Source organism: Nonomuraea sp. NPDC049141 (assembly GCF_040648415.1).
GTDB lineage: Bacteria > Actinomycetota > Actinomycetes > Streptosporangiales > Streptosporangiaceae > Nonomuraea.
The window spans coordinates 16348-41817 of the sequence record NZ_JBEZDR010000029.1 but is presented as its reverse complement, the minus strand read 5'-3'; the positions used below and the strand labels follow the sequence as shown (position 1 = coordinate 41817).

Genomic DNA, 25470 nt, shown 5'->3' with positions numbered 1-25470 from the left:
GCTCTCCCTAGGGCATCGGGTCGAGGCCGTGCAGGGGGAAGACCGCCTGTCGGGTCGCCATGACCGCACGGTCGATGGGGTCTGCTGGGTCATAACCACCCGACAGGTCGCGAAATTCCGGACTTCTGCCATCCGTCATGGTCAGCGGGGCCGTCTCCCCCGTCCGCTCCCGTACGAAAGCCCGCCATTCCGGGGGTGTCTGGGTGGCCGGATCGAGCGGATGCCCGGACAGCTCGGCGATCAGGTGCGTCCAGGCCCGCGGCACCACCTGGACCAGTTCGTAGCCGCCGCCGCCCGTCGCGATCCACCGGCCGCCGGCCGTCTCGTGGGCCAGCCGGTGCAGGTACGCGTACGCGGCGCGCTGCCCGTCGACGCTGAGCATCAGGTTGGCGAGCGGGTCGAGCGCGTGGCTGTCGCAGCCGTGCTGGGTCACCAGGATGTCCGGCCGGAACTCACGCAGCAGCGGCGGCACGATCGAGTCGAAGGCCCGCAGCCAGCCCGCGTCCCCGCAGCCCGCGGGCAGCGCCACGTTGACCGCCGAGCCGCCGGCGCCGGTCTCCCCGGGGAACCCGGTGCCGGGGAACAACGTGCGCGGGCTCTCGTGCAGGCTGATCGTCAGCACCCGGGGATCGTCGTAGAACAGCGCCTGCACGCCGTCGCCGTGGTGCACGTCGACGTCCACGTACGCGATGCGGCCGGCCCCCTGCGCGAGCAGCCAGGCGATGGCCAGCGCCGGATCGTTGTAGACGCAGAAACCGCTGGCGCAGCCGGCCATCGCGTGGTGCAGGCCGCCGGCGATGTTGACCGCGTGCTCGGCCGTGCCCTCCCAGACCGCGCGGGCGGCGGCCAGGGTGGCGCCCGCGATGAGCGCGGAGGCGTCGTGCACGCCCTTGAAAGCGGGATTGTCGGACGTGCCGAGCCCCGCGGACAGGTCGGGGCCGCCCGAGGCCGAGACGCGCTTGACCGCCTCGATGTAGTCGCGTTTGTGCACCATGGCCAGCTCGTCGTCGGTGGCGGGCACGCAGCCGGCCACCTCGATCTTGTCGAGCACGCCGAGCTCGCGGGCCAGCGCCATCGTCAGCTCCACCCTGACGGGCGCCAGGGGATGGCCCGGCCCGAAGTCGTAGGAGATGAGAGCGTCGTCCCAGATGGCCCGTGCCGTCGAACTCATGCCCGCTCCCGTCGCCTCGCCCCTTGAGGCGACGTTACCGCAGCGTCAGCGAACCACGTCCATACGGTGACGTCGGCTACTCCGGCGAAATATCGTCACTTTTCAAGAATTGAAACATAGGGTTGGATCATGCGCTTCATGCGTCGGATCACGGCCGCATGGCGATTCTTCAAGCGTCCGCGTGTCTTCGACACCACGCTGGTGGCCGTGCTCGCCATCGGCGCGGGCATCGGCCTGTACTCCACGTTGCGCAGCGGCTACCCGGACGTCGCCCAGGGCGCCGGTCTCTTCATCCTCTGCACGTTCCCGCTGCTGTTACGGCGGAGCAGGCCGATCGCCGTCGCCGCGATCGAGTCGGTCGCCGACGTCTTCGGCATGACCGCCGGCATCCTGCCGAACAACTCCCTCACCTCGATGATCGCCTTCTACAGCGTGGGCCGCTACACCCCGGGCAGGACCGCCGCGCTCACCGCCGCCGGCGGCAGCGTGGTCTACGGGGTGGCGACCTTCCTGACCAGGCCGGAGGCCGGCTCCTGGATCGCGGGGATGATATATCCGCTGATCACCATAGGCGTCGGGCAGTTCGTCAGGATGCGCGCCGAGCTCAGGGAGCGCGGCCGGCGGGAGGCGGCCGAGAGCGCGGTCCGCGCCGAGCGGCGGCGCATCGCCAGGGAGTTGCACGACGTCGTGGCCCACCACATCAGCGTGATCAACGTGCTGGTCGGCGGCGCCAGGGCCACCCTGCCGCCGAGCGAGGACGTCGCCCTCGACGCCCTGGCCGGCGCGGAGCGGACCGCCCGCCAGGCGCTGGCCGAGATGCGCGAGCTCCTCAACGTGCTCAGGGCCGACGACCCGATCAGGACGGGCGACATGCTCACCACCGACGGCCTGCTCAGGGCCGGCGGCGTGCTCACCACCGACGGTCTGCTCAGGGCCGGCGGCGTGCTCACCACCGACGGTCTGCACAGGGCCGAGGGGGGCGCCGACGCGGCGACCGGGGTGGGCGCGGCCCGGCTGCCCGCGCTGGTCCAGGAGGCCGAGACCGCCGGGCTGCCCGCGAGCCTGACCGTGACCGGCGAGCCCGTCACGCTGCCCGCCGCCGTCGACCACGCCGTCTACCGGATCGTGCAGGAGGCGCTGACCAACACCCGCAAGCACGCCTCGGGGGCTCGGGCGAGCGTCCGCCTGGCGTACGGGAGCGAGGCCGTCGAGGTCGAGGTCATCGATGACGGCCTGCCCGCGCCGACCGGTCGGACGGCTCCCGCGCCGGGGTTCGGGCTGGACGGGATGGCGGAGCGCGTGGCACTGTGCGGCGGCCTGCTGCGCACGGGTCCCCGCCTGGAGGGCGGCTTCGTCGTGCACGCCCGGATCCCCCTGGAGAGAACATGATCGCCGTACTGCTGGCCGACGACCACGCGCTGGTGCGCAAGGGCTTCCAGCTCATGCTCGACGCCCAGCCGGACATGCGCGTGGTGGGCCAGGCGGCCGACGGCGCGGAGGCGGTCGTGCTGAGCAGGCGGCTGCGCCCCGACGTGGTGCTCATGGACCTGCACATGCCCGGCCTGGACGGGGTACGCGCGACCGAGTGGATCACCGGCGAGCTGCCCGACGTACGGGTGCTCGCGCTGAGCACGTTCGACCTGGACGAGAACGTGGTCGCGGCCCTGCGGGCGGGCGCCGCCGGGTTCCTGCCCAAGGACGTCTCTCCCGAGGAGCTGGTCGAGGGCGTCCGCGTGGTGCACCGCGGCGAGTCCGCCGTGGCGCCGCGGCTGCTGACCCGGCTGATCGGCACGTTCGTACGGGCGTCACGACCGCGCAGGCAGGCGGTTCCCACGCGGCTGGGCGGGCTGACCGAGCGCGAGCGCGAGACGCTCGTCCTGATCGCCCGCGGCAGGTCCAACGCGGAGATCGCCGAGGAGCTGGACGTCTCCCCCTCGACCGTCAAGAACCACGTGACCAGCGTGTTCGCCAAGATCGGCGCCCGGGACCGGGCGCAGGCGGTGATCGTGGCCTACGAGGCGGCGCTGATCACCCCTGGAGAGTAGGAGCAGGGTCCCAGAGACCGCGCGCGCGAACGGTCCCCCAGCAGGAAGAGAAACCGGCGGACCACGGCCACGCTGGAGTCATGACCGCAATTCGGGCAACCAACCTGACCAAACGCTACGGCGACACCGTGGCCGTCGCGGACCTGTCCTTCGACGTCGAACCCGGTCAGGTGACCGGATTCCTGGGTCCCAACGGCGCGGGCAAGTCGACCACCATGCGCATGATCCTCGGCCTGGACCACCCGTCGGGCGGCTCGGTCCTCGTGGACGGCACGCCGTACACCGAACTGCGGCATCCGCTGCGCAAGGTCGGCGCGCTGCTGGACGCCAAGGCCGTGCACGGCGGGCGCAGCGCCCGCAACCACCTGCTGGCCATCGCGCAGACCAACGGCATCCCGGCCTCCAGGGTTGAGGAAGTGCTGGAGGTGGTCGGCCTGGCCAAAGTGGCCAAGCGGCGGATCGGCGGCTTCTCGCTCGGCATGTCGCAGCGGCTCGGCATCGCCGCCGCGCTGCTCGGCGATCCGGAGATCCTGCTCTTCGACGAGCCGGTCAACGGGCTGGACCCGGACGGCATCCTGTGGATCCGCACCTTCATGCGGAAGCTGGCGGCCGAGGGGCGCACGGTGTTCGTCTCCAGCCACCTGATGAGCGAGATGGCGCAGACGGCCGACCACCTGGTGGTGATCGGCAAGGGGGCGCTGATCGCCGACACGAGCGTGTCGGAGTTCATCGGGCGCAGCTCCCAGGCGTACGTACGGGTGCGCTCGCCACGGCTGGCCGAGGTGGCCGAGCTGATCAGGGTCGGCGAGCCGCACGGCGACCACCTGCGGGTGACCGGGGTGACGCCGCTGGAGATCGGCACGATCACCGCGCGGGCCGGGTTGCCGCTGGAGGAGCTGACGCTCGTCCAGCCCTCGCTCGAAGCGGCCTACATGGAGCTCACCAAGGACAGCCTGGAGTACTCGTCATGATGGACATCCTCAGGTCCGAGTGGACCAAGATCCGATCCGTCCGGTCCACCGTGTGGACGCTGGCCGTCACCGCCGGGCTGATGCTGGGCCTCTCCGCCCTCATCGGCATCGCGGCCAAGAGCACGGCCGACGGGCCGGTCCCGGGCGATCAGGCGATCACGATGAGCCTGACCGGTTCGATGATCGCCGCGCTGTCCATGGCCACCCTGGGTGTTCTGGTGATCTCCAGCGAGTACCGCACCGGGGGCATCCGCACCTCGCTCATGGCCGTGCCCAAGCGCATGCGCCTGCTGACCGGCAAGATCGTGGTGTTCGTCGCGATCTCGCTGGTCGTCTGCGTGGTCGCGTCGGCCGGCGCGATCGGCGTCGGCGTGGCGATCTTCCAGCCGCCGTCGATCGAACTGGGCGAGGTGGTCCGGTCCGCGCTCGGGTCCGGTCTCTACCTGACCGCGTGCGGGCTGTTCGGGCTGGGACTGGGCACGCTGGTCAGACACACGCCGGGCGCGATCGTGTCGGCCATCGCGCTGATCATGGTGCTGCCAATATTCGCGAACCAGCTCCCGGGCGACTGGGGCAAGACCGTGGCCGAGTACTTCACCACGAACGCCGGCCTGCTGGTCGTGTCCGGCCAGAGCAACGGCTCCCTGGGCCCGTGGAGCGGGTTCGCGGTCTACCTCGTCTGGGTGGCCGTCGCCGTGCTCGCGGGTGCCGTGCTGATGCGGCGGCGCGACGCGTGATCACTCGGCACGGAGGGCGATGACCGGGTCCAACCGGCCCGCCCTCCGCGCGGGGGCGACGCCGAAGAACACGCCCACCGCCGCCGACACCCCGAACGCGAGCGCGACCGACCACCAGGTGACCGAGGCGGGCACCGGCGTGAGCGCCTGGATGGCGAACGCGCCGCCCACGCCGAGCAGGATCCCGATGACGCCGCCGATCGTCGTCAGCAGCACCGCCTCGATCAGGAACTGGGCCAGCACGTCCCGCTGCTTGGCCCCGAGCGCCTTGCGCAGCCCGATCTCGCGGGTCCGCTCCCGGACGCTGACCAACATGATGTTCGACACGCCCACGCCGCCCACCAGCAGCGAGATGCCGGCGATCGCGGCCAGTACGCCGGTGAGCATGCCGAGCACGCTGCCGATCGTGCCGAGCAGCTGGGTCTGCGTGACGGCCGAGAACTTCTCCCCCGGGTACCTCTCGGTCAGCGCCGCCACGACCCGCTCCTGGAGCGGCTCGATCTCGTCGGGCCCCGAGGCGCCCACCGCGATGCCGTTGACCCTGGCGATGCCGAGCAGCCGCTGGGCCGTCGTCACCGGAATGTGCACCTCCTGGTCGCGCGAGACCCCGAAGGTCTGGCCGATCTTGGCGTAGACGCCGACGACCCGGAACCGCGCCCCGGAGACGGTGAGCTGCCTGCCGATCGGGTCGAGGTCGCCGAACAGCTTGTCGGCCACCTCGGAGCCGAGCACGGCGACCCTGCGCCGGGTGTCGACGTCGGTCTCGCTCAGGTGGCGGCCCTTGTCGAGCGGGCGCTCGAAGATGTTGGTGAGGTTCTGGTCGGTGCCGACGATGGTGACGAACGCCTCACTCCCGCCGACCCGCACGGTCTCGCCCGACTGCAGCGACACCGTCACCTTGGCCGGGTCGCCGACCACGCGCCGCACGTAGGCGACGTCGGCCAGGTTGAGCTTGCTCTGGGTCGGCGCCGCGCCCACGCTGAGCCGGCCCGGGACGACCAGGATGATGTTCGTCCCGAGGCCGGAGATCTCCTTCTCCACCGCGTCCTTCGCGCCGGTGCCGACGGCCACCAGGATCACCACGGCGAGCACGCCGATGATGACGCCGAGCATGGTCAGCACGCTGCGCAGCCGGTTGACCCGCAGCGCCTCCAGCGCCATCCCGAACGCCTCGCGCCCTCTCACTCCGGGTTACGCTCCGCGGTGTCGAGCTCGATGAGCCCATCGCGTACGTGGATCTGCCGCCGGGCGTGCCCCGCGACCTCCGGCTCGTGCGTGACCAGCACCACGGCCACCCCGCTGTCGCTGTTGAGCCGGTCGAGTATGGCCATGACCTCGGCGCCGTTGCGGGTGTCGAGGTTGCCCGTCGGCTCGTCGGCCAGCAGCACCTTGGGCTCGCCGACCAGCGCCCTGGCGATCGCCACGCGCTGCTGCTCGCCGCCGGACATCTGCGAGGGCCGATGCTCCATCCGGTGCCCGAGTCCCACCGACTCCAGCGCCGCCCGCGCCCTGGACAGGCGCTCGGCCTTGCCGATCCCCCGGTAGACCAGCGGCAGCGCCACGTTGTCCAGCGCCGTGGTCCTGCCCAGCAGGTGGAACGACTGGAACACGAACCCGATGGTCTTGTTGCGCAGCTCGGCCAATTCGGTGTCGGACAGCCGCGACATCTCCACCCCGTTCACCCGGAGCCGCCCGGAAGTGGGCCGGTCGAGGCAGCCGAGCAGGTGCATCAGCGTGGACTTGCCGGACCCGGACGGCCCGATGATGGCCACGAACTCGCCGCGGCCGATGCGGAGCGACACACCGCGCAACGCCTCCACGGCTAGGCCGTCGAGCTGGTAGCGCCTGGTGAGGTCGACGGCTTCCAGGGCGGCTGCCAAGGCGGTGGTCGTCATGGCAGTCGCTGCCCCTGTCGTACCGAGTCCGCGCCCTTGACCACGATCCGGTCACCGACCGACAGCCCGTTCAGCACCTCGACCACCGCCTCTCCCTGTGCGCCGAGCTTGACCACGCGGCGCTCCGCCGTACCGTTCCTGACCACCCAGACCACGCTCTCGCGCCCGCTGGAGACGATCGCCGAGGCCGGGGCCGCGATGGCGGCCGGCGACTCGCGGACCGTCAGCCGCGTCACCGCGCTCATACCCGGTTTCGGAGTGGGCGCCTCGGCTCCGTCGTCGAACCTGCCCGCGCCGAGCGTGAGCTGCACCGGGTAGCTGACACCGCCCGTCGTGCCCGCCAGCGGCGTCACGCCGACGCCCGTCACGCGCGCCGTGTAGCCCGCGCCGGGGACCGCGTCGAGCTCGACCGTCGCCTGGGTGCCCTTCTTGACCAGCAGCACGTCGGTCTCGTCGATGTCGGCGGAGAGCGTGAGCTCCGAGACGTCCGTGACGGTGACGATCGGGTCGCCCGCCGACACGGGGACGCCCGTGGCCACCGGCGTGCCGCCGCTCGCGGAGCCGCCCGAGGTGTCGGCGGGCAGTTGCTGGCCGCCGGTGGGCAGCTGGCTGAGCAGGCCGTTGAGGCTGCTCGCGGCGCCGCCGCCGGTGGGCCGGCCGAGCGTGACCACCCCGCCGAACGGCGCCTTGACGGTGAGCGACTTCACCGTGCTCTCCGCCGCCTTGACCGCGGCCTTCGCCTGGGACTTGGAGGCCGCCTGCAACGACGCCATGGACGACGTCAGCCCGCCGAACCCGCTGGTGACGCCGGCCAGCACGCTGTTGATCGACCGGTTGAGCTGGGCGGTGATCGACTTCAGCGCCCTGGTCTGCGCCTTGTGCTGGGCCTCGGCCAGGCCGATGGCGCTGAGCAGTTGCCGGCGGGCCTGGGCGTCGTCGATCTTCTTGGCCTCCCTGCGCGCCCTGGCGAAGTGCCTGGCCACCTTGCGGTCGAACGCGCCGGTGTCGAAGGAGGCGAGCCGGACGTTCGGGCGGCCCAGGCTCGGGGTGGCGGGCGAGGCCGACTTCGACGCCTGCCGAGCCTGTTTGAGCTGGTCCTGGGCCTGTGGTGAACGGATCTTGGCCACGATCTGGCCCTTGCGCACGTGGTCGCCCTCGCGTACGTAGAGCTTGGCGATCGTGCCCTGGGCGGGTGAGCGGAGGGTGGCCGTGGCGCGGGCGCCGATCGTGGCCGGTGCCTCGACGACCTCGGTGACGGGGGCGCGTTTGACGTCGGCCAGTTGTACGGCGGCCGGTTCCTCGGACGAGCAACCGGTCAGCGCGAGCAGGACGAGCAGCGGGGGGATGCCGCGACGGATCGTCACCCGACCCATCGTAGGAGCAGGGCGGTCCGGGCGGCTCTGGGCCTCCCGGGCTCAGCCCGAGGCGAGCTCGCGGCTGCGGTCGCGGGCGGCCTCGATGGCGGCCAGGAAGGCGGCGCGGACGCTGTGCCGTTCGAGCTCGGCGATCGCCGCGATCGTGGTGCCGCCGGGAGAGGTGACCGCCTCGCGCAGGATAACCGGGTGCTCGCCCGAGTCGCGCAGCATCACGGCGGCGCCCACGATCGACTGGGTGACCATGTCGAGCGCCGCGGCCCTGGGCATGCCGAGCAGGATCCCCGCGTCGACCATGGCCTCGACCAGGTAGAAGAAGTAGGCGGGCCCGCTGCCCGACAGTGCCGTGGCCGCGTCCTGCTGCGACTCGGGCATGCGCAGCACCTTGCCGACCGGCTTGAGCAGGTCCTCGGCGTGCTTGAGGTGCTCCTCGCCCGCGTGGGCGCCCGCCGAGATCACGCTCATCGCCTCGTCGAAGCGGATCGGCGTGTTGGACATGACCCTGACCACCGGCACCTCGACGCCGAGCCGCTGCTCGACGAAGGCGGTGGTGATGCCAGCGGCGGCGGTGATCACCAAGCGGTCGGCGGGGACGTAAGGGGCGATCTCCGCCAGCAGCGTCGCCATGTCCTGCGGCTTGACCGCCAGGATGAGCGTCTCGGCGGCCTTGGCCGCCTCGGCGTTGGTGACGGTCCGCACGCCGTACGCCTCACGCAACGCCTGCGCTCGCTCCGGTCTGCGGGCCGTCGCCATGATGTCGCCCGAATCGAACCCTGCCCGAAGTAGACCAGACAGGAGGGCTTCGCCCATCTTGCCCGTGCCCAGAATCGCAATCACGCCGGTAGCCTACCTAGCTAGTGCCTGCTCACCAGCGACCGGGCGAAGAAGGCCAGGTTGCGCGGGCGCTCGGCGAGGCGGCGCATGAGGTAGGCGTACCAGTCGGTGCCGTAGGGCACGTAGACGCGCACCTGGGCGCCGAGCCCGGCCAGGCGGGCCTGCTCGGCGGGCCGCACGCCGTACAGCATCTGATACTCGAAGCCCGTCGCGTCCCGCCCGGTCAGCACGGCCAGCGCCGAGGCGATCTCCACCAGCCGGGGGTCGTGCGTGGCGACCATGGGATAGCCGGTGCCGTTCATCAGCACCTTGAGGCAGCGCACGAACGAGCGGTCGATGTCGGCCGGAGCGGTATGGGCGCCGGGCGCGGTGTAGGCGCCCTTGCACAGCCGCACCCTGGCCCCTTCGAGCCGCTCGCAGCGCTCGCGGGCGTCCGGCAGGTATGCCTGCACCACGACGCCCACGTCGGGATGCTCCTTGCGCAGCGTGGCGTGCACGGAGTGGAGCGTGGGGATCGTGTCGTGCTCCTCGGCGTCGAGGGTGATCGTCACTCCCCTGGCCGCGGCGGCCTCGCAGATGGTGGCCGCGTTGTCGAGCGCGAGCTGCTCGGAGAGCCGCAGCCCCAGCGCGGTCAGCTTGATCGACACGTCGGCGTGCTGAGGCAGCCGGCCGAGCAGCGCGAGGTGGTCCTGGACCGAGCGCTCGGCCCGCGCCCGGTCGGTGACGTCCTCGCCCAGGTGGTCGACGGTGACGAGCAGCCCGTCGCGGGTCAGCCGGGCGATGACCGCGTCGACGTCGTCGGCGACATAGCGCCTGACCACGTCCCTGGTCAGCGGCGATGTGGTGACGACCCGCTCGGCGAGGTCGCTCCTGGAGACGGCCAACAGGGCCTGACGCAGCACGTGTTCAACCCTAACTTCACCGGCGCGGTTTCCGCCGGATCCCGGCGGCTGAACCTCCGAGGCGTCCCATTCGTCCAAGAAGTATGCGCACAATGACAGCGACTCTTCTGGCCGGATGTCTGGTGCTTGCGACGAGCTGCGGGGCCCCGGCGCCTGCCAAGCAGGCCCCCGCCTCCGCCCCTCAGGTGCCGGTCACCACTGACCCCGTGGCGAGCGGACCCGCCGAGACGACTCCCACGAAGTCTCCGAAACCGGTCAAGCCCACGGGCGACACGATCAACACGCACAAGGTCCGCTGGACCAAGGCGCAGCCGACGTCCCACGGCCGCAAGCTCAAGCTGACCTGGTGGTCGGGCGTGGCGCCGTGCAGCGTCCTGGACCGGGTCAAGGTCAAGGAGACGGGCAAGCGCGTCACGGTCACGCTCTACGAGGGCACCGCCCCCAAGGCCAAGGACGTCGCCTGCATCATGATCGCGGTGGAGAAGACCACGACGGTCAAGCTCAAGTCGCCGCTCGGCAAGCGCAAGATCGTGGACGGCGCCAAGCCCTGAACCTCCGCTATGAGACCTCCGGCACATGTGTCGGAGGTCTCGTCTTGCAGGGGGGAATGCGAGTGCTCGGGCTGGGGTTGAGTCGGGTAGGCTCAAGCTGTTTGACAAACGGTTCGGGCATTCGTACGTTGAGTCCAACCGACTCAACTTTAACTACAGGGACGTACTCATGGCACGTGCGGTAGGTATCGACCTTGGGACGACCAACTCCGTCGTCTCGATCCTCGAGGGCGGTGAGCCCACCGTCATCGCCAACGCGCAGGGCTCGCGGACCACGCCGTCCGTGGTCGCCTTCGCGAAGAACGGCGAAGTCCTGGTCGGCGAGGTCGCCAAGCGACAGGCCGTCACCAACGTGGACCGGACCATCCGCTCTGTCAAGCGCGAGATGGGCACCAACTGGTCCCAGGAGATCGACGGCAAGAAGTTCTCCCCCCAGCAGATCAGCGCCTTCGTCCTGCAGAAGCTGAAGCAGGACGCGGAGGCCTACCTGGGCGAGAAGATCACCGACGCGGTGGTCACCGTCCCGGCCTACTTCAACGACGCGCAGCGCCAGGCCACCAAGGAGGCCGGCACGGTCGCGGGCCTCAACGTGCTCCGCATCATCAACGAGCCGACCGCGGCGGCGCTCGCGTACGGGCTCGACAAGGAGCAGGACCAGACGATCCTGGTCTTCGACCTCGGCGGCGGCACCTTCGACGTGTCCCTGCTCGACGTCGGCCAGGAGGACGGCCACGGCTTCGTCGAGGTCAAGGCGACCTCCGGCGACAACCACCTCGGTGGTGACGACTGGGACCAGCGGGTCGTCGACGAGCTGGCCAACCGGTTCAAGAACGCGCACGGCGTCGACCTGTCCAAGGACAAGATGGCCCTCCAGCGCCTGCGTGAGGCGGCGGAGAAGGCCAAGATCGAGCTGTCCAGCCAGGCCGAGACCAACATCAACCTGCCCTACATCACCGCTTCGTCCGAGGGCCCGCTGCACCTCGACGAGAAGCTGACCAGGGCCGAGTTCCAGCGGCTGACCGCCGACCTGCTCGAGCGGACCAAGGGCCCGTTCCACCAGGTCATCAAGGACGCCGGCATCAAGGTCTCCGACATCGCCCACGTGGTGCTCGTCGGCGGCTCGACCCGCATGCCCGCCGTCTCCGAGCTCGTCAAGGAGCTGACCGGCGGCAAGGAGCCCAACAAGGGCGTCAACCCGGACGAGGTCGTCGCCATCGGCGCCGCCCTGCAGGCCGGCGTGCTCAAGGGTGAGGTCAAGGACGTCCTGCTGCTCGATGTGACCCCGCTGTCGCTGGGCATCGAGACCAAGGGCGGGATCTTCACCAAGATCATCGAGCGCAACACGACGATCCCGACCAAGCGCTCCGAGGTCTTCACCACGGCCGAGGACAACCAGCCGTCGGTGCAGATCCAGGTCTACCAGGGCGAGCGCGAGATCGCCTCGTACAACAAGAAGCTGGCCACGTTCGAGCTGACCGGCATCGCCCCGGCGCCGCGCGGCATCCCGCAGATCGAGGTCACCTTCGACATCGACGCCAACGGCATCGTCAACGTCTCCGCCAAGGACCTGGGCACGGGCAAGGAGCAGACGATGACGATCACCGGCGGCTCCGCGCTGCCGAAGGACGACATCGAGCGGATGATGCGCGAGGCCGAGTCGTACGCCGAGGAGGACAAGAAGCGCCGCGAGGAGGCCGAGGTCCGCAACAACGCGGACGGGCTCGCCTACCAGACGGAGAAGTTCCTCCGCGAGAACGACGACAAGGTCCCCGGCGAGATCAAGACCGAGGTCAACGACGCGCTCGCCGAGCTGAAGAAGGCTCTTGAGGGCACCGACACCGACGTCATCCGCAACTCGGCCGAGAAGCTCGCGACTGTCAGCCAGAAGATGGGCTCGGCGATCTACGCGCAGAGCCAGGGTCAGCAGGCCGACGGCGAGGGCGCTCCGCAGGACGCCGCGGCCGGCGAGCAGCAGAAGGCCGACGAGGACGTGGTCGAGGCCGAGATCGTCGATGAAGACCAGCCGAAGAAGGACAAGTGATGCCGACGCGTGACAACGGGCACGACGAGCCGGTGATCCGCGACAACCGTAAGATCGACCCGGAGACGGGCCAGGTGCGCGAACGTCCGCAAGACCAGGAGGCCCCCGCTCCCCCCGCCCCCACCGAGGTGGCGGCGCAGGACGGGGACCTGCTGGGGCAGCTCTCCGAGCGGACGTCCGACCTGCAGCGCCTCCAGGCGGAGTACACCAACTACCGCAGGCGGGTCGAGCGTGACCGGGTCGCGGTTCGCGAGCAGGCCGTCGCGAGCGCCCTCCAGGAGCTCCTGCCCGTGCTCGACGACATCGGCAGGGCACGTGATCACGGCGAGCTCACCGGTGGCTTCGCGAAGGTGGCAGAGTCACTGGAAGCGGCGGTCACCAAGCTCGGCCTCAACTCCTTTGGGCAGAAGGGCGACCCGTTCGACCCGACCGTTCACGAGGCGCTGATGCACAGCTACTCGCCGGACGTCACCGAGCCGACCGCGGTCGAGGTGCTACAGCCCGGTTACCGGATGGGTGACCGGGTGCTCCGCCCGGCACGGGTGGCCGTGGCGGAGCCAGAAGACGCCCCTCCGGCGTCCGACGACGACAACTGACGAAGAAGAACGAAGGGCGATAGATGAGCACCAAGGACTACCTGGAGAAGGACTACTACGCCGTCCTTGGTGTGCCCAAGTCAGCCACCGCCGAAGACATCAAGAAGGCCTACCGCAAGCTGGCCCGGCAATACCACCCCGACACCAACCAGGGCGACGTGACCAAGGAGACCAAGTTCAAGGAGGTCTCCGAGGCCTACGACGTCCTGTCCGACGGCAAGCGCCGCAAGGAGTACGACGAGGCGCGCACGCTGTTCGGGTCGGGGGTGGGCGGCCAGCGTCCCGGCAGTGGCGGCTTCCCGTTCGACTTCGGCGACCTGTTCGGCGGCACCGCCAGCCAGCAGCAGCAGGGCCACGGTGCGGGTGAGCGGCTCGGCGACCTGTTCGGCGGGCTGTTCAACCGCGGCGGCGGCTCGGCCCGTACGACCAGCACCACCAGGCCGCGGCGTGGGCAGGACATCGAGTCCGAGGTCACGCTCACGTTCACCGAGGCGGTCGAAGGCTCCACGGTGTCGCTCCGGCTGACCAGCTCGGCCGCCTGCACGGCGTGCAGCGGCACCGGGGCCAAGGCCGGCACCACCCCGCGGGTCTGCCCGACCTGCGAGGGCACCGGGGCGGCCAGCCGCAACCTGGGCAACTTCGCCTTCTCCGAGCCCTGCCGCGACTGCAAGGGCCGTGGCCTGCTCGTGGACGACCCCTGCCCCGTGTGCGAGGGCAGCGGCCGGGCCAAGAGCACCCGCAACATCCAGGCGCGCATCCCCGCGGGGGTGGCCGACGGCCAGCGGGTCAAGCTCAAGGCCAAGGGCGCCCCGGGCGAGAACGGCGGCCCGGCCGGCGACCTCTACATCCTCGCGCACGTCAAACCACATGCCGTGTTCGGCAGGACGGGCGACAACCTGACGATCACCGTGCCGGTGACGTTCTCCGAGGCCGCGCTCGGCGCCGAGATCAAGGTGCCGATTCTCAAGGGCCTGCCGGTCACGCTGCGCATTCCGACGGGCACCCCCAACGGCCGCACGTTCCGGGTTCGCGGCAGGGGCGTCGCCCGCAAGGACGGCACCAAGGGCGACCTGCTCGCCACCGTCGAGGTGGTCGTCCCCAAGACGCTGGACGACAAGTCCCGCGAACTCCTCACGGAGTTCAACACCGCGACCGCGGGCGAGGACCCGCGGGCTGATCTCATACAGAGAGCCAGAAGCGAGTAGCCGATGGACGCCAACTATTTCGACCTGTCAGACGAAACACCGGTCTATGTGATCTCGGTTGCCGCGCAACTGTCGGGTCTCCACCCGCAGACGCTGCGGCAGTACGACCGGCTCGGACTGGTCTGTCCAGGCCGTACGGCGGGGCGCGGCCGCCTCTACTCCACCCGCGACATCATCCAGCTCCGCGAGGTCCAGCGGCTCTCCCAGGAAGAGGGCATCAACCTCGCGGGCATCAAGCGGATTCTCGAGCTCGAGAACGAGGCTCTGCGGCTGCGTGAGGAGGTTCACCGCCTCCGCGCCGAGATGCAGATGGTCAGGGCGCTGATCCGCTACGAGCTGCCACCGGGGGCCTAGAAACACATGGACTACAAGCTCACCCAGAAGAGCCAGGAAGCTCTCTCCGGGGCCATGCGGCGTGCCGCCGCGGAGGGCAATCCGGAGATCGCGCCCGCGCACCTGCTGACCACCCTGCTCGCCCAGACGGGCGGCACCGCCGTTCCGCTGCTCGAAGCCGTCGGCGCCGACTGGAAGACGCTGCGCGCCAAGGCCGAGGAGCAGCTCGCCGCGCTGCCGAAGGCCCAGGGCTCCACCGTGAGCGCGCCGTCGAGCTCCCGCCAGCTGCTGACCGTGATCAACACCGCCGCGCAGCGGGCCAAGCGGCTCGAGGACGAGTACGTCTCCACCGAGCACCTGCTCGTCGGCCTGGCCACCGACGGCGGCCAGGTCGCCGAGCTGCTGAAGTCCCAGGGGGCGACCCCGCAGGCGCTGCTCGACGCCTTCGAGAAGGTACGCGGCCACGCCCGCGTCACCAGTGAGACGCCCGAGGACACCTACCAGGCGCTGGAGAAGTACGGCGTCGACCTGACCGAGCGGGCCCGCAGCGGCAAGCTCGACCCGGTCATCGGCCGCGACTCCGAGATCCGCCGGGTCGTGCAGGTCCTGTCCCGGCGCACCAAGAACAACCCCGTGCTGATCGGCGAGCCCGGCGTCGGCAAGACGGCCGTCGTCGAGGGCCTGGCCCAGCGCATCGTGGCCGGCGACGTGCCCGAGTCGCTGCGCAACAAGCGGCTCATCTCGCTCGACCTGGGCGCGATGGTCGCGGGCGCGAAGTACCGCGGCGAGTTCGAGGAGCGGCTCAAGGCCGTGCTCTCCGAGATCAAGGAGAGCGACGGGCAGATCGTCACGTTCATCGACGAGCTGCACACGGTCGTCGGGGCGGGCGCCGCCGAGGGCGCGATGGACGCGGGCAACATGCTCAAGCCCATGCTGGCCCGCGGCGAGCTCCGCATGATCGGCGCCACCACCCTCGACGAATACCGCGAGCGCATCGAGAAGGACCCCGCGCTGGAGCGCCGCTTCCAGCAGGTCTACGTCGGCGAGCCCACGGTCGAGGACACGATCGCGATCCTGCGCGGGCTCAAGGGCCGCTACGAGGCCCACCACCAGGTCCAGATCGCCGACAGCGCGCTGGTCGCCGCCGCCGCGCTCTCCGACCGCTACATCACCAACCGCTTCCTCCCCGACAAGGCCATCGACCTGGTCGACGAGTCCGCCTCCCGGCTGCGCATGGAGATCGACTCGCGGCCCGTCGAGATCGACCAGCTCCAGCGCAACGTCGACCGGATGAAGATGGAGGAGCTGGCCCTGTCCAAGGAGACCGACGAGGCCTCCATCCAGCGGCTCGAACGCCTCCGCAAGGAGCTGGCCGACCGCCAGGAGGAGCTCAACGCCCTCGTCGGCCGCTGGGAGACCGAGAAGGCCGGCCTGAACAAGGTCGGCGAGCTCAAAAAGCAGCTCGACGAGGCCAGGAGCAGCGCCGAGCGGGCGCAGCGCGACGGCGACTTCGAGGCCGCGTCCCGGCTCATGTACGCCGAGGTGCCACGCCTGGAGCAGGCCCTGCGGGCCGCCTCCGAGGCCGCCACCCCCGACAACGCCATGGTCAAGGAGGAGGTCGGCCCCGACGACATCGCCGAGGTCATCTCGTCCTGGACGGGCATCCCGGCGGGCCGCCTGCTGGAGGCTGAGACGGCCAAACTGCTGCGGATGGAGGAGGAGCTGGGGCGGCGCCTCATCGGGCAGCAGCAGGCCGTACAGGCCGTCTCCGACGCCGTACGACGGAGCCGGGCCGGGATCTCCGACCCCGACCGGCCCACGGGCTCGTTCCTGTTCCTCGGCCCGACGGGTGTCGGCAAGACCGAGCTGGCCAAGGCGCTGGCGGAGTTCCTGTTCGACGACGAGCGGGCGATGACTCGCATCGACATGAGCGAATACTCCGAGAAGCACAGCGTCGCCCGGCTCGTCGGCGCGCCTCCCGGCTACGTCGGCTACGAGGAGGGCGGCCAGCTCACCGAGGCCGTCCGGCGGCGGCCCTACACGGTCGTGCTGCTCGACGAGGTGGAGAAGGCCCACCCCGAGGTCTTCGACATCCTGCTGCAGGTGCTCGACGACGGCCGGCTGACCGACGGCCAGGGCCGTACCGTCGACTTCCGCAACACGATCCTGATCCTCACCTCCAACATCGGCTCGCAGTTCCTGGTCGACCCCAAGCTGGCCAACGGCGCCAAGCGCGAGGCCGTCCTGGGCGCGGTGCGCAACGCGTTCAAGCCGGAGTTCCTCAACCGGCTCGACGACGTGATCCTGTTCGACGCGCTCGGCTCGGAAGAGCTGACGCGCATCGTCGACCTCCAGGTCGAGCGCCTGGCCCAGCGACTGGCCGACCGCCGGCTGACGCTGGAGGTCACCGACGCGGCCCGCGAGTGGCTGGCGCTCACCGGCTACGACCCGATGTACGGGGCGCGCCCGCTGCGCCGCCTGGTGCAGTCGGCGATCGGCGACAAGCTGGCCAAGTCGGTGCTGTCGGGTGAGGTCGTGGACGGCGACCGCGTCCTGGTGGACCTCGGCGACGACGAGCTCACCATCGCCCGCGGCTGACCCCGCGCTCGCGACGCCCCGGAGACCGGCTGGTTTCCGGGCGTCGGCGTTTCATGACACGGGCCACCCCCCCTTTCGAAAACAGCATGGAAAGACTCGGTCACGTTCGGTAATGTGTGCGGTGGGTGAGGACGCTGTGACAGGAGGTGCGCGATGGCGATCCGCCGTTCCGCCGCCAAACGGCATGGCCTGCCCTCGATCGTGCAGTTGCGGCTCACGCCGACACCGGCTCAGGCCGACGCGCTGGCGGCAGCGGTGCTGGTGTGTAATCAGGCTGCCACCGTCGTGTCCCGGCTGGCCTGGCAGCACCGCGTCTTCACGGTGGTGGAGTTGCACCGGCTGGCCTATTACGCGGTGCGGGCGCAGGTGGCCGGGCTGGGCGCGCAGGCGGCTGTGCGGGCTATCGCCCGGGTCGCCAGCGCCTACGCCAACCGGCGCTCCACCAAGAAACGCGCTCACATCTTCCGCCCGCACGGCGCCGTCCCCTACGACGCCCGGCTGATGAGCTGGAGTCGCGATGCCCGGACGGTGTCGTTGTGGACCCCCACCGGCCGCGTTACCGTCCCCTACACCGGCCGGCCAGAAGACCTCAAGGCCGTGGATACGCTGCCGATGGGGGAGGCAGACCTGATCTGTCGACGCGGGGTGTGGCTGCTGCAGGTCGCCCTCACCCTGCCCAAGCCAGCGGTGCGTGAGCCGGTCGGCGGCTTTGTGGGGGTGGATCAAGGGGTGGCGAACCTGGCGGTCACCTCCGACCGGGTCGTGCTGCCCGGCCCCGCCCTCCCTGGCCAGATCAGTGGCAACGGCCACGTCCGCACCCTGCGGGAACGGCGGCACCGGCAACGCCGACGCCTGCAGAAGAAGGGCACCCCGGCGGCGCGTCGGGTGCTGCGCCGCCTGTCCGGGCGTGAGCACCGGATGACGACCGACCTCAACCACCAAATCAGCACATACGTGGTGCGTGAAGCCGAACGCACCGGCCGTGGTGTCGCCCTGGAAGATCTTCAGGGTATCCGCGGCCGGGTAAGGGCTTACCGGTTCCAGCGGCGCACCCTGCACGGCTGGGCGTTCGCCCAGCAGATCGCCTTCACCCGCTACAAGGCCGCCCGCGCCGGAGTCGCTTTCCTGCTGGTCGACCCCGCGTATACCTCGCAGGCGTGTCCGGAGTGCGGGTGCGTGTCCAGGGCGAACCGGCCGGCGCGGGGCCGGTTCGTCTGCACCCGGTGTGGCCTCGCTGGGCACGCCGACCACATCGCGGCCCGCAACATCGCCACACGCGGCATAGCGGGCTGGGCTGCCATCAACCAGCCACACGCTACCGGCCTCCCTTCACCCAGACGGGACCGCGAGAGCAAACCATCAGCTTCAACCGGTGGTAGTTGATGGCACGGTCAACGGCGGCCCTCCGTCGTCAAGCGTTGCGCCACCCTTCCGGCAAGCCGGTACGCGGCGGAGGCGGTCGTGGCTAGCTTCGGCTCTCGTCGCATCACCGAAAGCCGAAGCAGGAGGACGTGCAGTGTCATCTCGGAAGTTCCGCGGCATCCTCGCAGTGGCCACGCTGACCGTGGCAGTGAGCGGGGCAGTGAGCTGGATGGCCACGGGCCCCGCAGGCGCCTACGCCTCCTCCGACGCCTCGGATGCCTGTGGCGGCCCGTCGGCGGATGTGACGGCGTCCGTGTCCACGTCCACGTCCACGTCCACGTCCGTATCCGCGTCCACGGTCCGTGTCTGCGACGACAGCACGGATCTCGTGGTGCCGGCCGGGTCGCAGAGCGGCACGATGGCCCGTTCGGCCGGCGACCGCCTGTCCATGGCCGCGGTACGCCTGGCCGACCGGCTCGGCGTCACCGGCCTGGCGACGGGCCATTCGGTGATGAACATCGCCGACCAGGGCGGGATGGCCGCCACCACGGGCGCCTCGACGCTCCCCGGCGGCATCCCCGGCGCGGCGGGCCTGGCGGACGTGTCGAGGCTGGCGGAGGCACCCGACCTCCCCATGCCGCGGCGCCTGCCGCACACCGGCAAGCCCACCGTGGACATGCCCGGCGACGCGACCGCGGCCGGCTCACGCATCGTGGGCACCGTGGCCGAGTCTCCCGTCGGCCCGCTCCGGCCCGTCGACCCGCTCCGGCCGGTCAACGCGCTCCCGCCCGTCGATCAGGTGAAGCGCGAGACCGTCGCCCCCGTACTGCCGGAGGTGCCCGAGCACGCCCCCGCCGTCGACGGCGTCAACGGCCTGATCCAGAGACTGGCCCTGGACTGACGCCTCGCGCCCCCGCACGCTCACGCCCCCACCCACCGGACAGCGCGCAGCACTCACCCACGGAACGGCTCGCGCCACCCGCCCAACAGGACAGGCCGCGCCATGCACCAGAGGAGACGGCCCGCGCAACCCATCCGCGGATCACGCCATGCGCCCAGCAGAACAGACCGCGCCGCCCTCCTACAGGGGGCGGATCGCGTCATCTGCCCACGGCCTCCCTCGTCAGGAAACCAGGGCGTCCAGGTCGTCCTCCGGCAGGCCGAGGTCCACCCGGATGCGGTAGCGGGTGCGCAGCAGGGCCACCTGCTCGGGGTCGTTCTCCTCGCAGGCCAGCACCGCCTGGGTCGCCCACTCGTGCCCCGCCCTCAGGTCACCGTAGGCCACCAGGGTCTCGGCGATCGTGTGAGCGGTCGCCGTGGTGACACGGCCCTCCGCGCGGATGGTCTCGATGACCTCCCTTGCCTCGTCCGGTCTGTCGAGCTCGAAAAGCGTGTCGGCTATGCCGGCTCGCGGGTCGATGCTCGACTCGCCACCGTCTTCCATCGCACGCTGGAAGCACTCCATCGCACGTGCGGGTTGTCCCGCCGCTCGCCATTCCTCGGCGGCCAGGACCAGGATGGATGCCCTGGAAACGTCGCCCGACGAATAGCCGAGCGCGACGTCGTACAGCCGCTTCGCCAGCGAACCGTGGTCGTCGGCCAGCAGTGCCTGCTCTAGCAGGCGATCAAGGTGCTCACGGGTCACATGCGCCACACCGCGAGACTACCGAGCCGCTTGCGGTTTTGCCCGGTCAATGCACATCGCGGATCTCGCACGGGTTCGGCAACGTAGCGTTAAAGTATGACTACAGTCAGCGTGTCTGTGCTGGTCGGAGGGGATATAACCGTCGCGCTCGTCCGCTAGTGGAGGGAGTCGCGATGGGCATGTCCAAGCAGATGACCTTCGTCTTGGTCTGCGTCATCGTGCTGTCGGCCGTGATTCCGGGGGCGGTCGGCTACCTTTCGGCCCGACTGGAGGCCATCGAATCGGCTGAGCGAAACCTCCATGCGCTGGAAGCCAGGCTGCACACCAGGATGGCGAGGGAGGCACGCGACGCACGACCGGTGACGCTCCCGGCACCGTGCGTGCCGGGCACCGGCCCGTCGCGGACCCAGCCGCACCAGCCGCCCGCCGCCGCGCTCGTCCCGGAATCGAACGACCAGGCACAGCACCAGCACGGCTCGACTCCCGCCTGGCTCCCCGAACTCCTCAGGGAGCTACACGAAACCGAGTAGCCGCCCAGAACGCCTCCAGGAGGACTTGGGCACCCTGCAGAGAGCCTGGAACGTGACCCGGGCTCCTCAGGGGGACCAGGACTTGAGCTGGCGGGACAGGAAGCCGCGGATCAGCTGCTTGGCCGCCTCGATGATCTCCGGCGACCCGTCGGGATCGCGGCGGAAGGCCAGCTTCAGCACCGCGTCGCCCGCCTCGACGGCGACCAGCACGGCCAGGTCGAGCTCCTGGCTGTCGGCCAGCCCGAACTCCTTCAGCAGCAGTCCGCGCAGCCGTCCGGCGATCACCATGTTGTTGTCGGAGTCGGAGTCGAGCAGGTTGAGGTCGACCACGTCGCCGAAGCGCAGGTTCCTGAATCCGGGCACGGTCCGATGCATGTCGACGAACTCGTCGATGATCGCGTCGACCGCCTCCCACCAGCCGCGGTAGTCCTCTTCGAGGAACCTGCGGCCGACCCGGGAGACGAACTGCTCGACGTTGCGCCGGGTCAGCTCCTGCGTGATGGCTCGCTTGTCGGGAAAGAACTGGTAGACCGACCCGATCGCGACGCCGGCTCGCTCGGCGATGCGGGTGGTGGACAGACCCTCGTAGCCCATCTCGTCGAGCAGCTCGGCGCACGCGTCGAGCATCCGCTCGACGCGGCGGGCACTGCGGCGCTGCGTCGGCCGTCGCCGGAGCGATTTGGGCGGCGCGCAGCCGTCTTCAATCATCGGGGAGGACACGGGTTCCATCTTCCCCCCAAGTGCACGATCGTTACCTGGCGAATGGCGGAATTGCTGTGACGCCGGTCACTCGTGCCAGTCGCCGCAGCGCTCCCGGCGAGATCCTCGACAGCGCGTAGCCGATCTTCCCTTCCGCATTGACCGGCACGACGGCCTGGTCACGGTGTACGGCCCGCAGGATGTGGGCGGCGACGCGCTCGGGCGGGTAGCCGCGGCGGGCGAGCCGCTGTTCGGCCGTCTCCCTGATGTCCGGTCCGACGTACGTGGCGTTGCGCGCGATGGGCGTGGACACGAAACCGGGGCAGATCACGGTGACCCCGATGCCCCGCTCGGCGACTTCCGCCCTGAGGCAGTCGCTCAGCATCTTCACGGCCGCCTTCGAGGTGGAGTAGGCGGGTAGCAGCCGCGACGGTACGAACGCGGCCAGCGAGGCGATGTTGACGATGTGGCCGCCCTCTCCCCGCTCGACCATCTGAGCGGCGAACAGGCGGCAGCCGTGGATGACGCCCCACAGGTTGACGTCGAGGGTCCGGCGCCAGTCGTCGACCGAGTGGTCGAGGAATGGCCCGCTGACCGCGATCCCGGCATTGTTCACCACAATGTCCGGCACTCCATACTCAGCGCGGATATTTCCGGCGAAGTCTTCCATCTGGGTGGTGTTGGCGACATCGACCCGTACGGCGTGGGCCGTGCCGCCGAGGTCCTTGGCGATGCCGTCGGCCGTGCGCGTCGCCGTTTCGAGATCGAGGTCCGCGCAGACGACCTCGGCCCCATGCGCCGCGAAGGCGCGTGCGGTGGCGCGTCCGATGCCGCTGCCGGCGCCGGTGATCACCACCAGTTGCCCGTGGAAGGCCTTCTGTCCCTTCTCGACGCGTGCTCCGCGCAGGCTTCTGGTGGGCGCGCCGCCGTCGGTGTGGGTGGCGAACTCGGCGATCATTCTGGCGATGACCTGGGGATGGCTGCGCTGGGCCCAGTGACCGGCCGCGATCATGCGGTGCCAGAACTTCGGGACCCCCTGCCCGAGGGAGGCCAGCAACGCCGGGGTGACGAACGGGTCCCGCGTCGGCTCGATGAGCTGGACGGGCACGGCGACGGTCGGACCGCCACCACGACCGGCGTCACCACGACCGGCGTCACCACGGCCGGCGTCACCACGGCCGGCGTCACCACGGACCGCCTCGCCACGGACCGCCTCGTCGACGCGGGATCGGCCGGACGCGTCACCGCCGGGCCGGTCGGCCATGTTGCCGCGGTAGAGCCGCAGACCGTTGCGGGCGTCACTGACCAATGTCTCGGCCGGGTGGCCCGGCCTGGGCTCGATGCCCTCGTTCAGCCGCATCGTCCGTTCCAGGACCCGCGGCATGAACGTGCTCCAAGCCACCTCGGGCAGCACCGGAAGCTGGAAGACGCCGATGTACCAGGATCTGGCCCGCTGTGCCAGCACGTCGCGCCGCCGGCCGTGCCTCATGAAGTGGCGCCACTGCGCGAGACCCGGGCCGCCGAAGCTGGTGAAGGAGGCCACCCGGTCGCGGAGTCCGGGCCGGGTCACCGCGTCCCAGCCCTGCAGCGAACCCCAGTCGTGCCCCACCAGATGGACCCGCGGCTTGCCGATCGCGTCGAGCACCGCCGCCAGGTCGGCGGCGAGCCGGTCGAAGACGTAGTCGCGGGTGTGGCGCGGGGCCGTCGAGGAGCCCGCGCCGCGTACGTCGTAGCGGACCACGTGGAAGCGGTCGCGCAGCAGCTCGGCGACCTCGTCCCAGACCCGGTGCGTGTCCGGGTAGCCGTGCACGAGCAGGATCGTGGGGTCGCCGGGATCGCCTTCCTCGAAGACCGCCAACCGCACGTCATCGGACTCGACCCAGCGCATCGCGACCTCCTATTAGACGTAGAGTCCAATGATAGCTCCCGTCAAGGACGGGCGGCCAGCCCTGTACAGGACCGCAGAGCCTTCCAGTCGGCCACCGCCTGTGTCTTGGCCGTGCCCGTCATGGGGATCGGTACTCCCCCCTGGATCGTGGCCGGTGTCCACTGGTCCTTGAGCACCTTGCGACCCTTGATGGTGAGCGTCAGCACGCCGGTCTTGCCGGTGGTGCCGGGCGAGGAGTTGTAGAAGACGAAGTTGCCCAAGCCGTAGCTGACGTACCCGTTGCCGATGTACCCGGCGCCGAGCAGGATGTGCGCGTGCCCGCCGACCACCACGTCGGCGCCCGCCTTGATCAGCTTCGGGCCGAGCGCGAGCTGCGCCGGGTTGGGGCACTTCTGCATCTCGGTGCCCCAGTGCAGGTGCACGATGACGGTGTCGGAGTTCTTGCGAGCCTGCCGTACGGCCTGGAGCAGGCGCGGCTCGTCCTTGGCCGACGCGAGCCCGCCCTTGTCGGGCGTCGCCGTCCACGCCTGGATGAACTCGGCGTCGAGCACCTGCGTGGCGCCGATGATGGAGACCCGGTTGCCGTTGACGGTCTTCCTGAATGGTTTGTAGGCCTGCGTGGAGTTCGCCCCGATGCCCACGATCGGGAACTTGCTCTGCTTGATCGCCGCCAGCGAGTCGGCGAGCCCGGTCTCCATGTAGTCCATGCCGTGGTTGTTGGCCATCGAGGCCACGTCCACCCCGGCGGCCTTCAGCGCGGCGAACGCCGTGGCGGGCGCCCTGAAGGTGAACTCCTTGCCGGGCGCGGGCGTACCGCCGGTCGTGATCGCCGTCTCCAGGTTGACCATCGCGAGGTCGGCCTTGCGCAGCACCTCCGCGATCGGCCCGAGCGCCGTGCGCGGCGCGGCGAGCCTGTTGCGCAGCCCACCCTCGAAGTGCACGTCCCCGCCGAACGAGATGGTGTACGGCCGCCGGGCTGGGGTGGCGGAGACCTTCGCCTCTTTCGGTTCCTCCGCCGCCTGTTCGGTCTTCGGCGGCTGCTCCGGCTCGGCCGCCGTGCATGCGGCGACAGCGGCCAGTGTGACGGCGAGGGGCGCCGAGAGTAGGGGACGGGGGAGTCTCATGTGCGGTCGCTTCCGCTCGATCCTGACTTTCAGCCATCGAGCATGGCATGAGCGGATGAACCACGGCGATTCTAGCTAAGCTGACCTTCTGTCATGAGACGAGTCATGGCATCGAGGCACCCCTGGTCCAGCGGCGTGTAGACGATCATGCGAGTCTCGGGCGCCGACGAGAGGTTGAAGCTCGTCGTCCTGAAGCTGATCCGGCCCATCTGCCGGTGCTCGAACGTCTTCACGCGCGGCCCGGGCTCGGCCACGTCCTGCCTGGCCCAGAGCCGGGCGAACTCGGCGCTCTCCGCGGCGAGCCGCCGGACGAAGTCCTGCCAGCACGGGTCGTCGGAGTGGCGGCTGTAGGCGCCCCTGAAGACGGCGACGGTACGGGGCAGCTCCTGACCGCGGTTGACCAGCATGGTCGTCCAGGATGGCTTGACGAAGGTCTGCCAGAGCGAGTTGCGCTCGCACTCCGGAGCGTCGACGGTCTCGGGGAAGATCGTGGCATAGGCGGAGTTCCAGGCCAGCAGGTCGCAGCGGCTGTTCGTGATGCACGCGGGCATCGCGCCGAGCTGGTCGAGTATGGCCTGCATCTCCGGCGTCACCGGCGTGGAGTCGTCGAGGATGGGTGTGCCCGACTGGCCCGCGAGCCGGTAGAGGTGCTGCCGCTCGGCGGTGTCGAGCCGGAGCGTGCGCGAGATCGCGTCGAGCACCTGACTGCTGGCGTTGATCGGCCGCCCCTGCTCCAGCCACGTGTACCAGGTGACGCCCACCCCCGCGAGCTGGGCGACCTCCTCGCGGCGCAAGCCGGGCGTGCGCCTGCGGGGACCCGGCGCCAGATCGACCATCTCGGGGGTGATCCGCTCGCGCCGGGTGCGGAGGAATGCCGACAGATCGGAGCGCCTTGCTTCTGTCACGGTCACTCCTCAACTATGGGAGAGCGGGCGTCAGTGATCCAGGTAGCGTTAATACCAGTATAAAG

At 70.2% G+C, this 25470-nt stretch carries 23 protein-coding genes and 1 pseudogene; 13 read left to right on the top strand and 11 right to left on the bottom strand.

Going from position 1 to position 25470, the window contains the following annotated elements; all coding sequences use genetic code 11:
- Positions 1-7 precede the first annotated feature (7 nt).
- Positions 8-1171 carry an acetoin utilization protein AcuC gene (locus tag AB0B91_RS54650; RefSeq protein ID WP_358339490.1) on the bottom strand — a complete coding sequence of 388 codons (1164 nt, stop codon included), beginning with the start codon at positions 1169-1171 and terminating at the stop codon, positions 8-10.
- Positions 1172-1300: 129 nt separating this feature from the next.
- Between AB0B91_RS54650 and AB0B91_RS54645 the strand changes: the two genes are divergently transcribed.
- From AB0B91_RS54645 to AB0B91_RS54630, 4 genes are all read left to right on the top strand, one after another.
- Complete coding sequence (locus AB0B91_RS54645; protein WP_358339488.1) at positions 1301-2560, top strand: histidine kinase; 1260 nt, start codon at positions 1301-1303, stop codon at positions 2558-2560.
- Positions 2557-3216, top strand: coding sequence for a response regulator transcription factor (locus AB0B91_RS54640; RefSeq protein WP_358339486.1), 660 nt, complete (start codon positions 2557-2559; stop codon positions 3214-3216). The genes AB0B91_RS54645 and AB0B91_RS54640 overlap by 4 nt, the downstream gene beginning before the upstream one ends.
- An 80-nt stretch (positions 3217-3296) precedes the next feature.
- Positions 3297-4187 (top strand): ABC transporter ATP-binding protein, encoded by an 891-nt coding sequence (locus tag AB0B91_RS54635; protein WP_358339484.1) that lies wholly within the window; start codon positions 3297-3299, stop codon positions 4185-4187.
- Positions 4184-4924 (top strand): ABC transporter permease subunit, encoded by a 741-nt coding sequence (locus AB0B91_RS54630; RefSeq protein WP_358339483.1) that lies wholly within the window; start codon positions 4184-4186, stop codon positions 4922-4924. The genes AB0B91_RS54635 and AB0B91_RS54630 overlap by 4 nt, the downstream gene beginning before the upstream one ends.
- Here the strand turns inward: AB0B91_RS54630 and AB0B91_RS54625 are convergent, their stop codons facing one another.
- From AB0B91_RS54625 to AB0B91_RS54605, 5 genes are read right to left on the bottom strand one after another with little or no spacing between them, the layout of a single operon-like run.
- Positions 4925-6109, bottom strand: coding sequence for an ABC transporter permease (locus tag AB0B91_RS54625; RefSeq protein ID WP_358339481.1), 1185 nt, complete (start codon positions 6107-6109; stop codon positions 4925-4927).
- Positions 6106-6819 (bottom strand): ABC transporter ATP-binding protein, encoded by a 714-nt coding sequence (locus tag AB0B91_RS54620; protein WP_358339479.1) that lies wholly within the window; start codon positions 6817-6819, stop codon positions 6106-6108. Before AB0B91_RS54620 ends, AB0B91_RS54625 begins: the two co-directional genes overlap by 4 nt.
- Positions 6816-8183, bottom strand: a complete 1368-nt coding sequence (locus AB0B91_RS54615) for an efflux RND transporter periplasmic adaptor subunit (protein WP_358339477.1) — start codon at positions 8181-8183, stop codon at positions 6816-6818. The genes AB0B91_RS54620 and AB0B91_RS54615 overlap by 4 nt, the downstream gene beginning before the upstream one ends.
- Positions 8184-8234: 51 nt before the next feature.
- Positions 8235-9029, bottom strand: coding sequence for a pyrroline-5-carboxylate reductase (gene proC, locus AB0B91_RS54610; protein WP_358339475.1), 795 nt, complete (start codon positions 9027-9029; stop codon positions 8235-8237).
- Positions 9030-9046: 17 nt separating this feature from the next.
- The gene (locus AB0B91_RS54605) at positions 9047-9928 is read right to left on the bottom strand and encodes a proline dehydrogenase family protein (protein ID WP_358339473.1); all 882 of its coding nucleotides are present in this window, start codon (positions 9926-9928) and stop codon (positions 9047-9049) included.
- Between the two features lie 92 nt (positions 9929-10020).
- Between AB0B91_RS54605 and AB0B91_RS54600 the strand changes: the two genes are divergently transcribed.
- From AB0B91_RS54600 to AB0B91_RS54565, 8 genes and pseudogenes are all read left to right on the top strand, one after another.
- Entirely contained in the window at positions 10021-10479 is a 459-nt protein-coding gene (locus AB0B91_RS54600) for a hypothetical protein (RefSeq protein ID WP_358339471.1), read from the top strand.
- A gap of 169 nt (positions 10480-10648) precedes the next feature.
- Positions 10649-12520, top strand: coding sequence for a molecular chaperone DnaK (gene dnaK / locus AB0B91_RS54595; protein WP_358339469.1), 1872 nt, complete (start codon positions 10649-10651; stop codon positions 12518-12520).
- Positions 12520-13116 (top strand): nucleotide exchange factor GrpE, encoded by a 597-nt coding sequence (gene grpE, locus AB0B91_RS54590; protein ID WP_358339467.1) that lies wholly within the window; start codon positions 12520-12522, stop codon positions 13114-13116. Before dnaK ends, grpE begins: the two co-directional genes overlap by 1 nt.
- Before the next feature lie 23 nt (positions 13117-13139).
- On the top strand, positions 13140-14321 hold the full coding sequence (dnaJ, locus tag AB0B91_RS54585) for a molecular chaperone DnaJ (protein WP_358339465.1): 1182 nt from the start codon (positions 13140-13142) through the stop codon (positions 14319-14321).
- Between the two features lie 3 nt (positions 14322-14324).
- Positions 14325-14627, top strand: a pseudogene (locus AB0B91_RS54580) (helix-turn-helix transcriptional regulator); the annotation flags it as partial.
- 54 nt (positions 14628-14681) lie between these two features.
- Complete coding sequence (gene clpB, locus AB0B91_RS54575) at positions 14682-17252, top strand: ATP-dependent chaperone ClpB (protein ID WP_358339463.1); 2571 nt, start codon at positions 14682-14684, stop codon at positions 17250-17252.
- Between the two features lie 153 nt (positions 17253-17405).
- Positions 17406-18635: a transposase gene (locus tag AB0B91_RS54570; RefSeq protein WP_358339461.1), complete on the top strand. Its 1230-nt coding sequence runs from the start codon at positions 17406-17408 to the stop codon at positions 18633-18635.
- A gap of 133 nt (positions 18636-18768) precedes the next feature.
- Positions 18769-19515 carry a hypothetical protein gene (locus AB0B91_RS54565; protein ID WP_358339459.1) on the top strand — a complete coding sequence of 249 codons (747 nt, stop codon included), beginning with the start codon at positions 18769-18771 and terminating at the stop codon, positions 19513-19515.
- A 222-nt stretch (positions 19516-19737) separates the two neighbouring features.
- Here the strand turns inward: AB0B91_RS54565 and AB0B91_RS54560 are convergent, their stop codons facing one another.
- Positions 19738-20268: a tetratricopeptide repeat protein gene (locus AB0B91_RS54560; RefSeq protein ID WP_358339457.1), complete on the bottom strand. Its 531-nt coding sequence runs from the start codon at positions 20266-20268 to the stop codon at positions 19738-19740.
- 170 nt (positions 20269-20438) lie between these two features.
- Between AB0B91_RS54560 and AB0B91_RS54555 the strand changes: the two genes are divergently transcribed.
- Positions 20439-20789: a hypothetical protein gene (locus AB0B91_RS54555; protein WP_358339455.1), complete on the top strand. Its 351-nt coding sequence runs from the start codon at positions 20439-20441 to the stop codon at positions 20787-20789.
- A gap of 66 nt (positions 20790-20855) precedes the next feature.
- Here AB0B91_RS54555 and AB0B91_RS54550 read toward each other — a convergent pair whose 3' ends face one another.
- The 4 genes from AB0B91_RS54550 to AB0B91_RS54535 all read right to left on the bottom strand — a co-directional run bounded on the left by AB0B91_RS54550 (position 20856) and on the right by AB0B91_RS54535 (position 25405).
- Positions 20856-21497: a TetR family transcriptional regulator gene (locus AB0B91_RS54550; protein ID WP_219529509.1), complete on the bottom strand. Its 642-nt coding sequence runs from the start codon at positions 21495-21497 to the stop codon at positions 20856-20858.
- A 43-nt stretch (positions 21498-21540) separates the two neighbouring features.
- Positions 21541-23376: an SDR family oxidoreductase gene (locus AB0B91_RS54545; RefSeq protein ID WP_358339453.1), complete on the bottom strand. Its 1836-nt coding sequence runs from the start codon at positions 23374-23376 to the stop codon at positions 21541-21543.
- A gap of 41 nt (positions 23377-23417) precedes the next feature.
- A complete protein-coding gene (locus tag AB0B91_RS54540; RefSeq protein ID WP_358339451.1) occupies positions 23418-24500 on the bottom strand; it encodes a CapA family protein in 1083 nt (360 codons plus the stop codon).
- A 71-nt stretch (positions 24501-24571) separates the two neighbouring features.
- Entirely contained in the window at positions 24572-25405 is an 834-nt protein-coding gene (locus AB0B91_RS54535; RefSeq protein WP_358339450.1) for a helix-turn-helix transcriptional regulator, read from the bottom strand.
- Between the last annotated feature and the right edge of the window lie 65 nt (positions 25406-25470).

Excerpts from the sequence above, each read along its gene's own strand:
- AB0B91_RS54650 (WP_358339490.1), bottom strand. The coding sequence starts at position 1,171 with ATGAGTTCGACGGCACGGGCCATCTGGGACGACGCTCTCATCTCCTAC.
- AB0B91_RS54645 (WP_358339488.1), top strand. The coding sequence starts at position 1,301 with ATGCGCTTCATGCGTCGGATCACGGCCGCATGGCGATTCTTCAAGCGT.
- AB0B91_RS54640 (WP_358339486.1), top strand. The coding sequence starts at position 2,557 with ATGATCGCCGTACTGCTGGCCGACGACCACGCGCTGGTGCGCAAGGGC.
- AB0B91_RS54635 (WP_358339484.1), top strand. The coding sequence starts at position 3,297 with ATGACCGCAATTCGGGCAACCAACCTGACCAAACGCTACGGCGACACC.
- AB0B91_RS54630 (WP_358339483.1), top strand. The coding sequence starts at position 4,184 with ATGATGGACATCCTCAGGTCCGAGTGGACCAAGATCCGATCCGTCCGG.
- AB0B91_RS54620 (WP_358339479.1), bottom strand. The coding sequence starts at position 6,819 with ATGACGACCACCGCCTTGGCAGCCGCCCTGGAAGCCGTCGACCTCACC.
- AB0B91_RS54600 (WP_358339471.1), top strand. The coding sequence starts at position 10,021 with ATGACAGCGACTCTTCTGGCCGGATGTCTGGTGCTTGCGACGAGCTGC.
- dnaK (WP_358339469.1), top strand. The coding sequence starts at position 10,649 with ATGGCACGTGCGGTAGGTATCGACCTTGGGACGACCAACTCCGTCGTC.
- grpE (WP_358339467.1), top strand. The coding sequence starts at position 12,520 with ATGCCGACGCGTGACAACGGGCACGACGAGCCGGTGATCCGCGACAAC.
- dnaJ (WP_358339465.1), top strand. The coding sequence starts at position 13,140 with ATGAGCACCAAGGACTACCTGGAGAAGGACTACTACGCCGTCCTTGGT.
- clpB (WP_358339463.1), top strand. The coding sequence starts at position 14,682 with ATGGACTACAAGCTCACCCAGAAGAGCCAGGAAGCTCTCTCCGGGGCC.
- AB0B91_RS54570 (WP_358339461.1), top strand. The coding sequence starts at position 17,406 with ATGGCGATCCGCCGTTCCGCCGCCAAACGGCATGGCCTGCCCTCGATC.
- AB0B91_RS54555 (WP_358339455.1), top strand. The coding sequence starts at position 20,439 with ATGTCCAAGCAGATGACCTTCGTCTTGGTCTGCGTCATCGTGCTGTCG.
- AB0B91_RS54550 (WP_219529509.1), bottom strand. The coding sequence starts at position 21,497 with ATGATTGAAGACGGCTGCGCGCCGCCCAAATCGCTCCGGCGACGGCCG.
- AB0B91_RS54545 (WP_358339453.1), bottom strand. The coding sequence starts at position 23,376 with ATGCGCTGGGTCGAGTCCGATGACGTGCGGTTGGCGGTCTTCGAGGAA.
- AB0B91_RS54540 (WP_358339451.1), bottom strand. The coding sequence starts at position 24,500 with ATGAGACTCCCCCGTCCCCTACTCTCGGCGCCCCTCGCCGTCACACTG.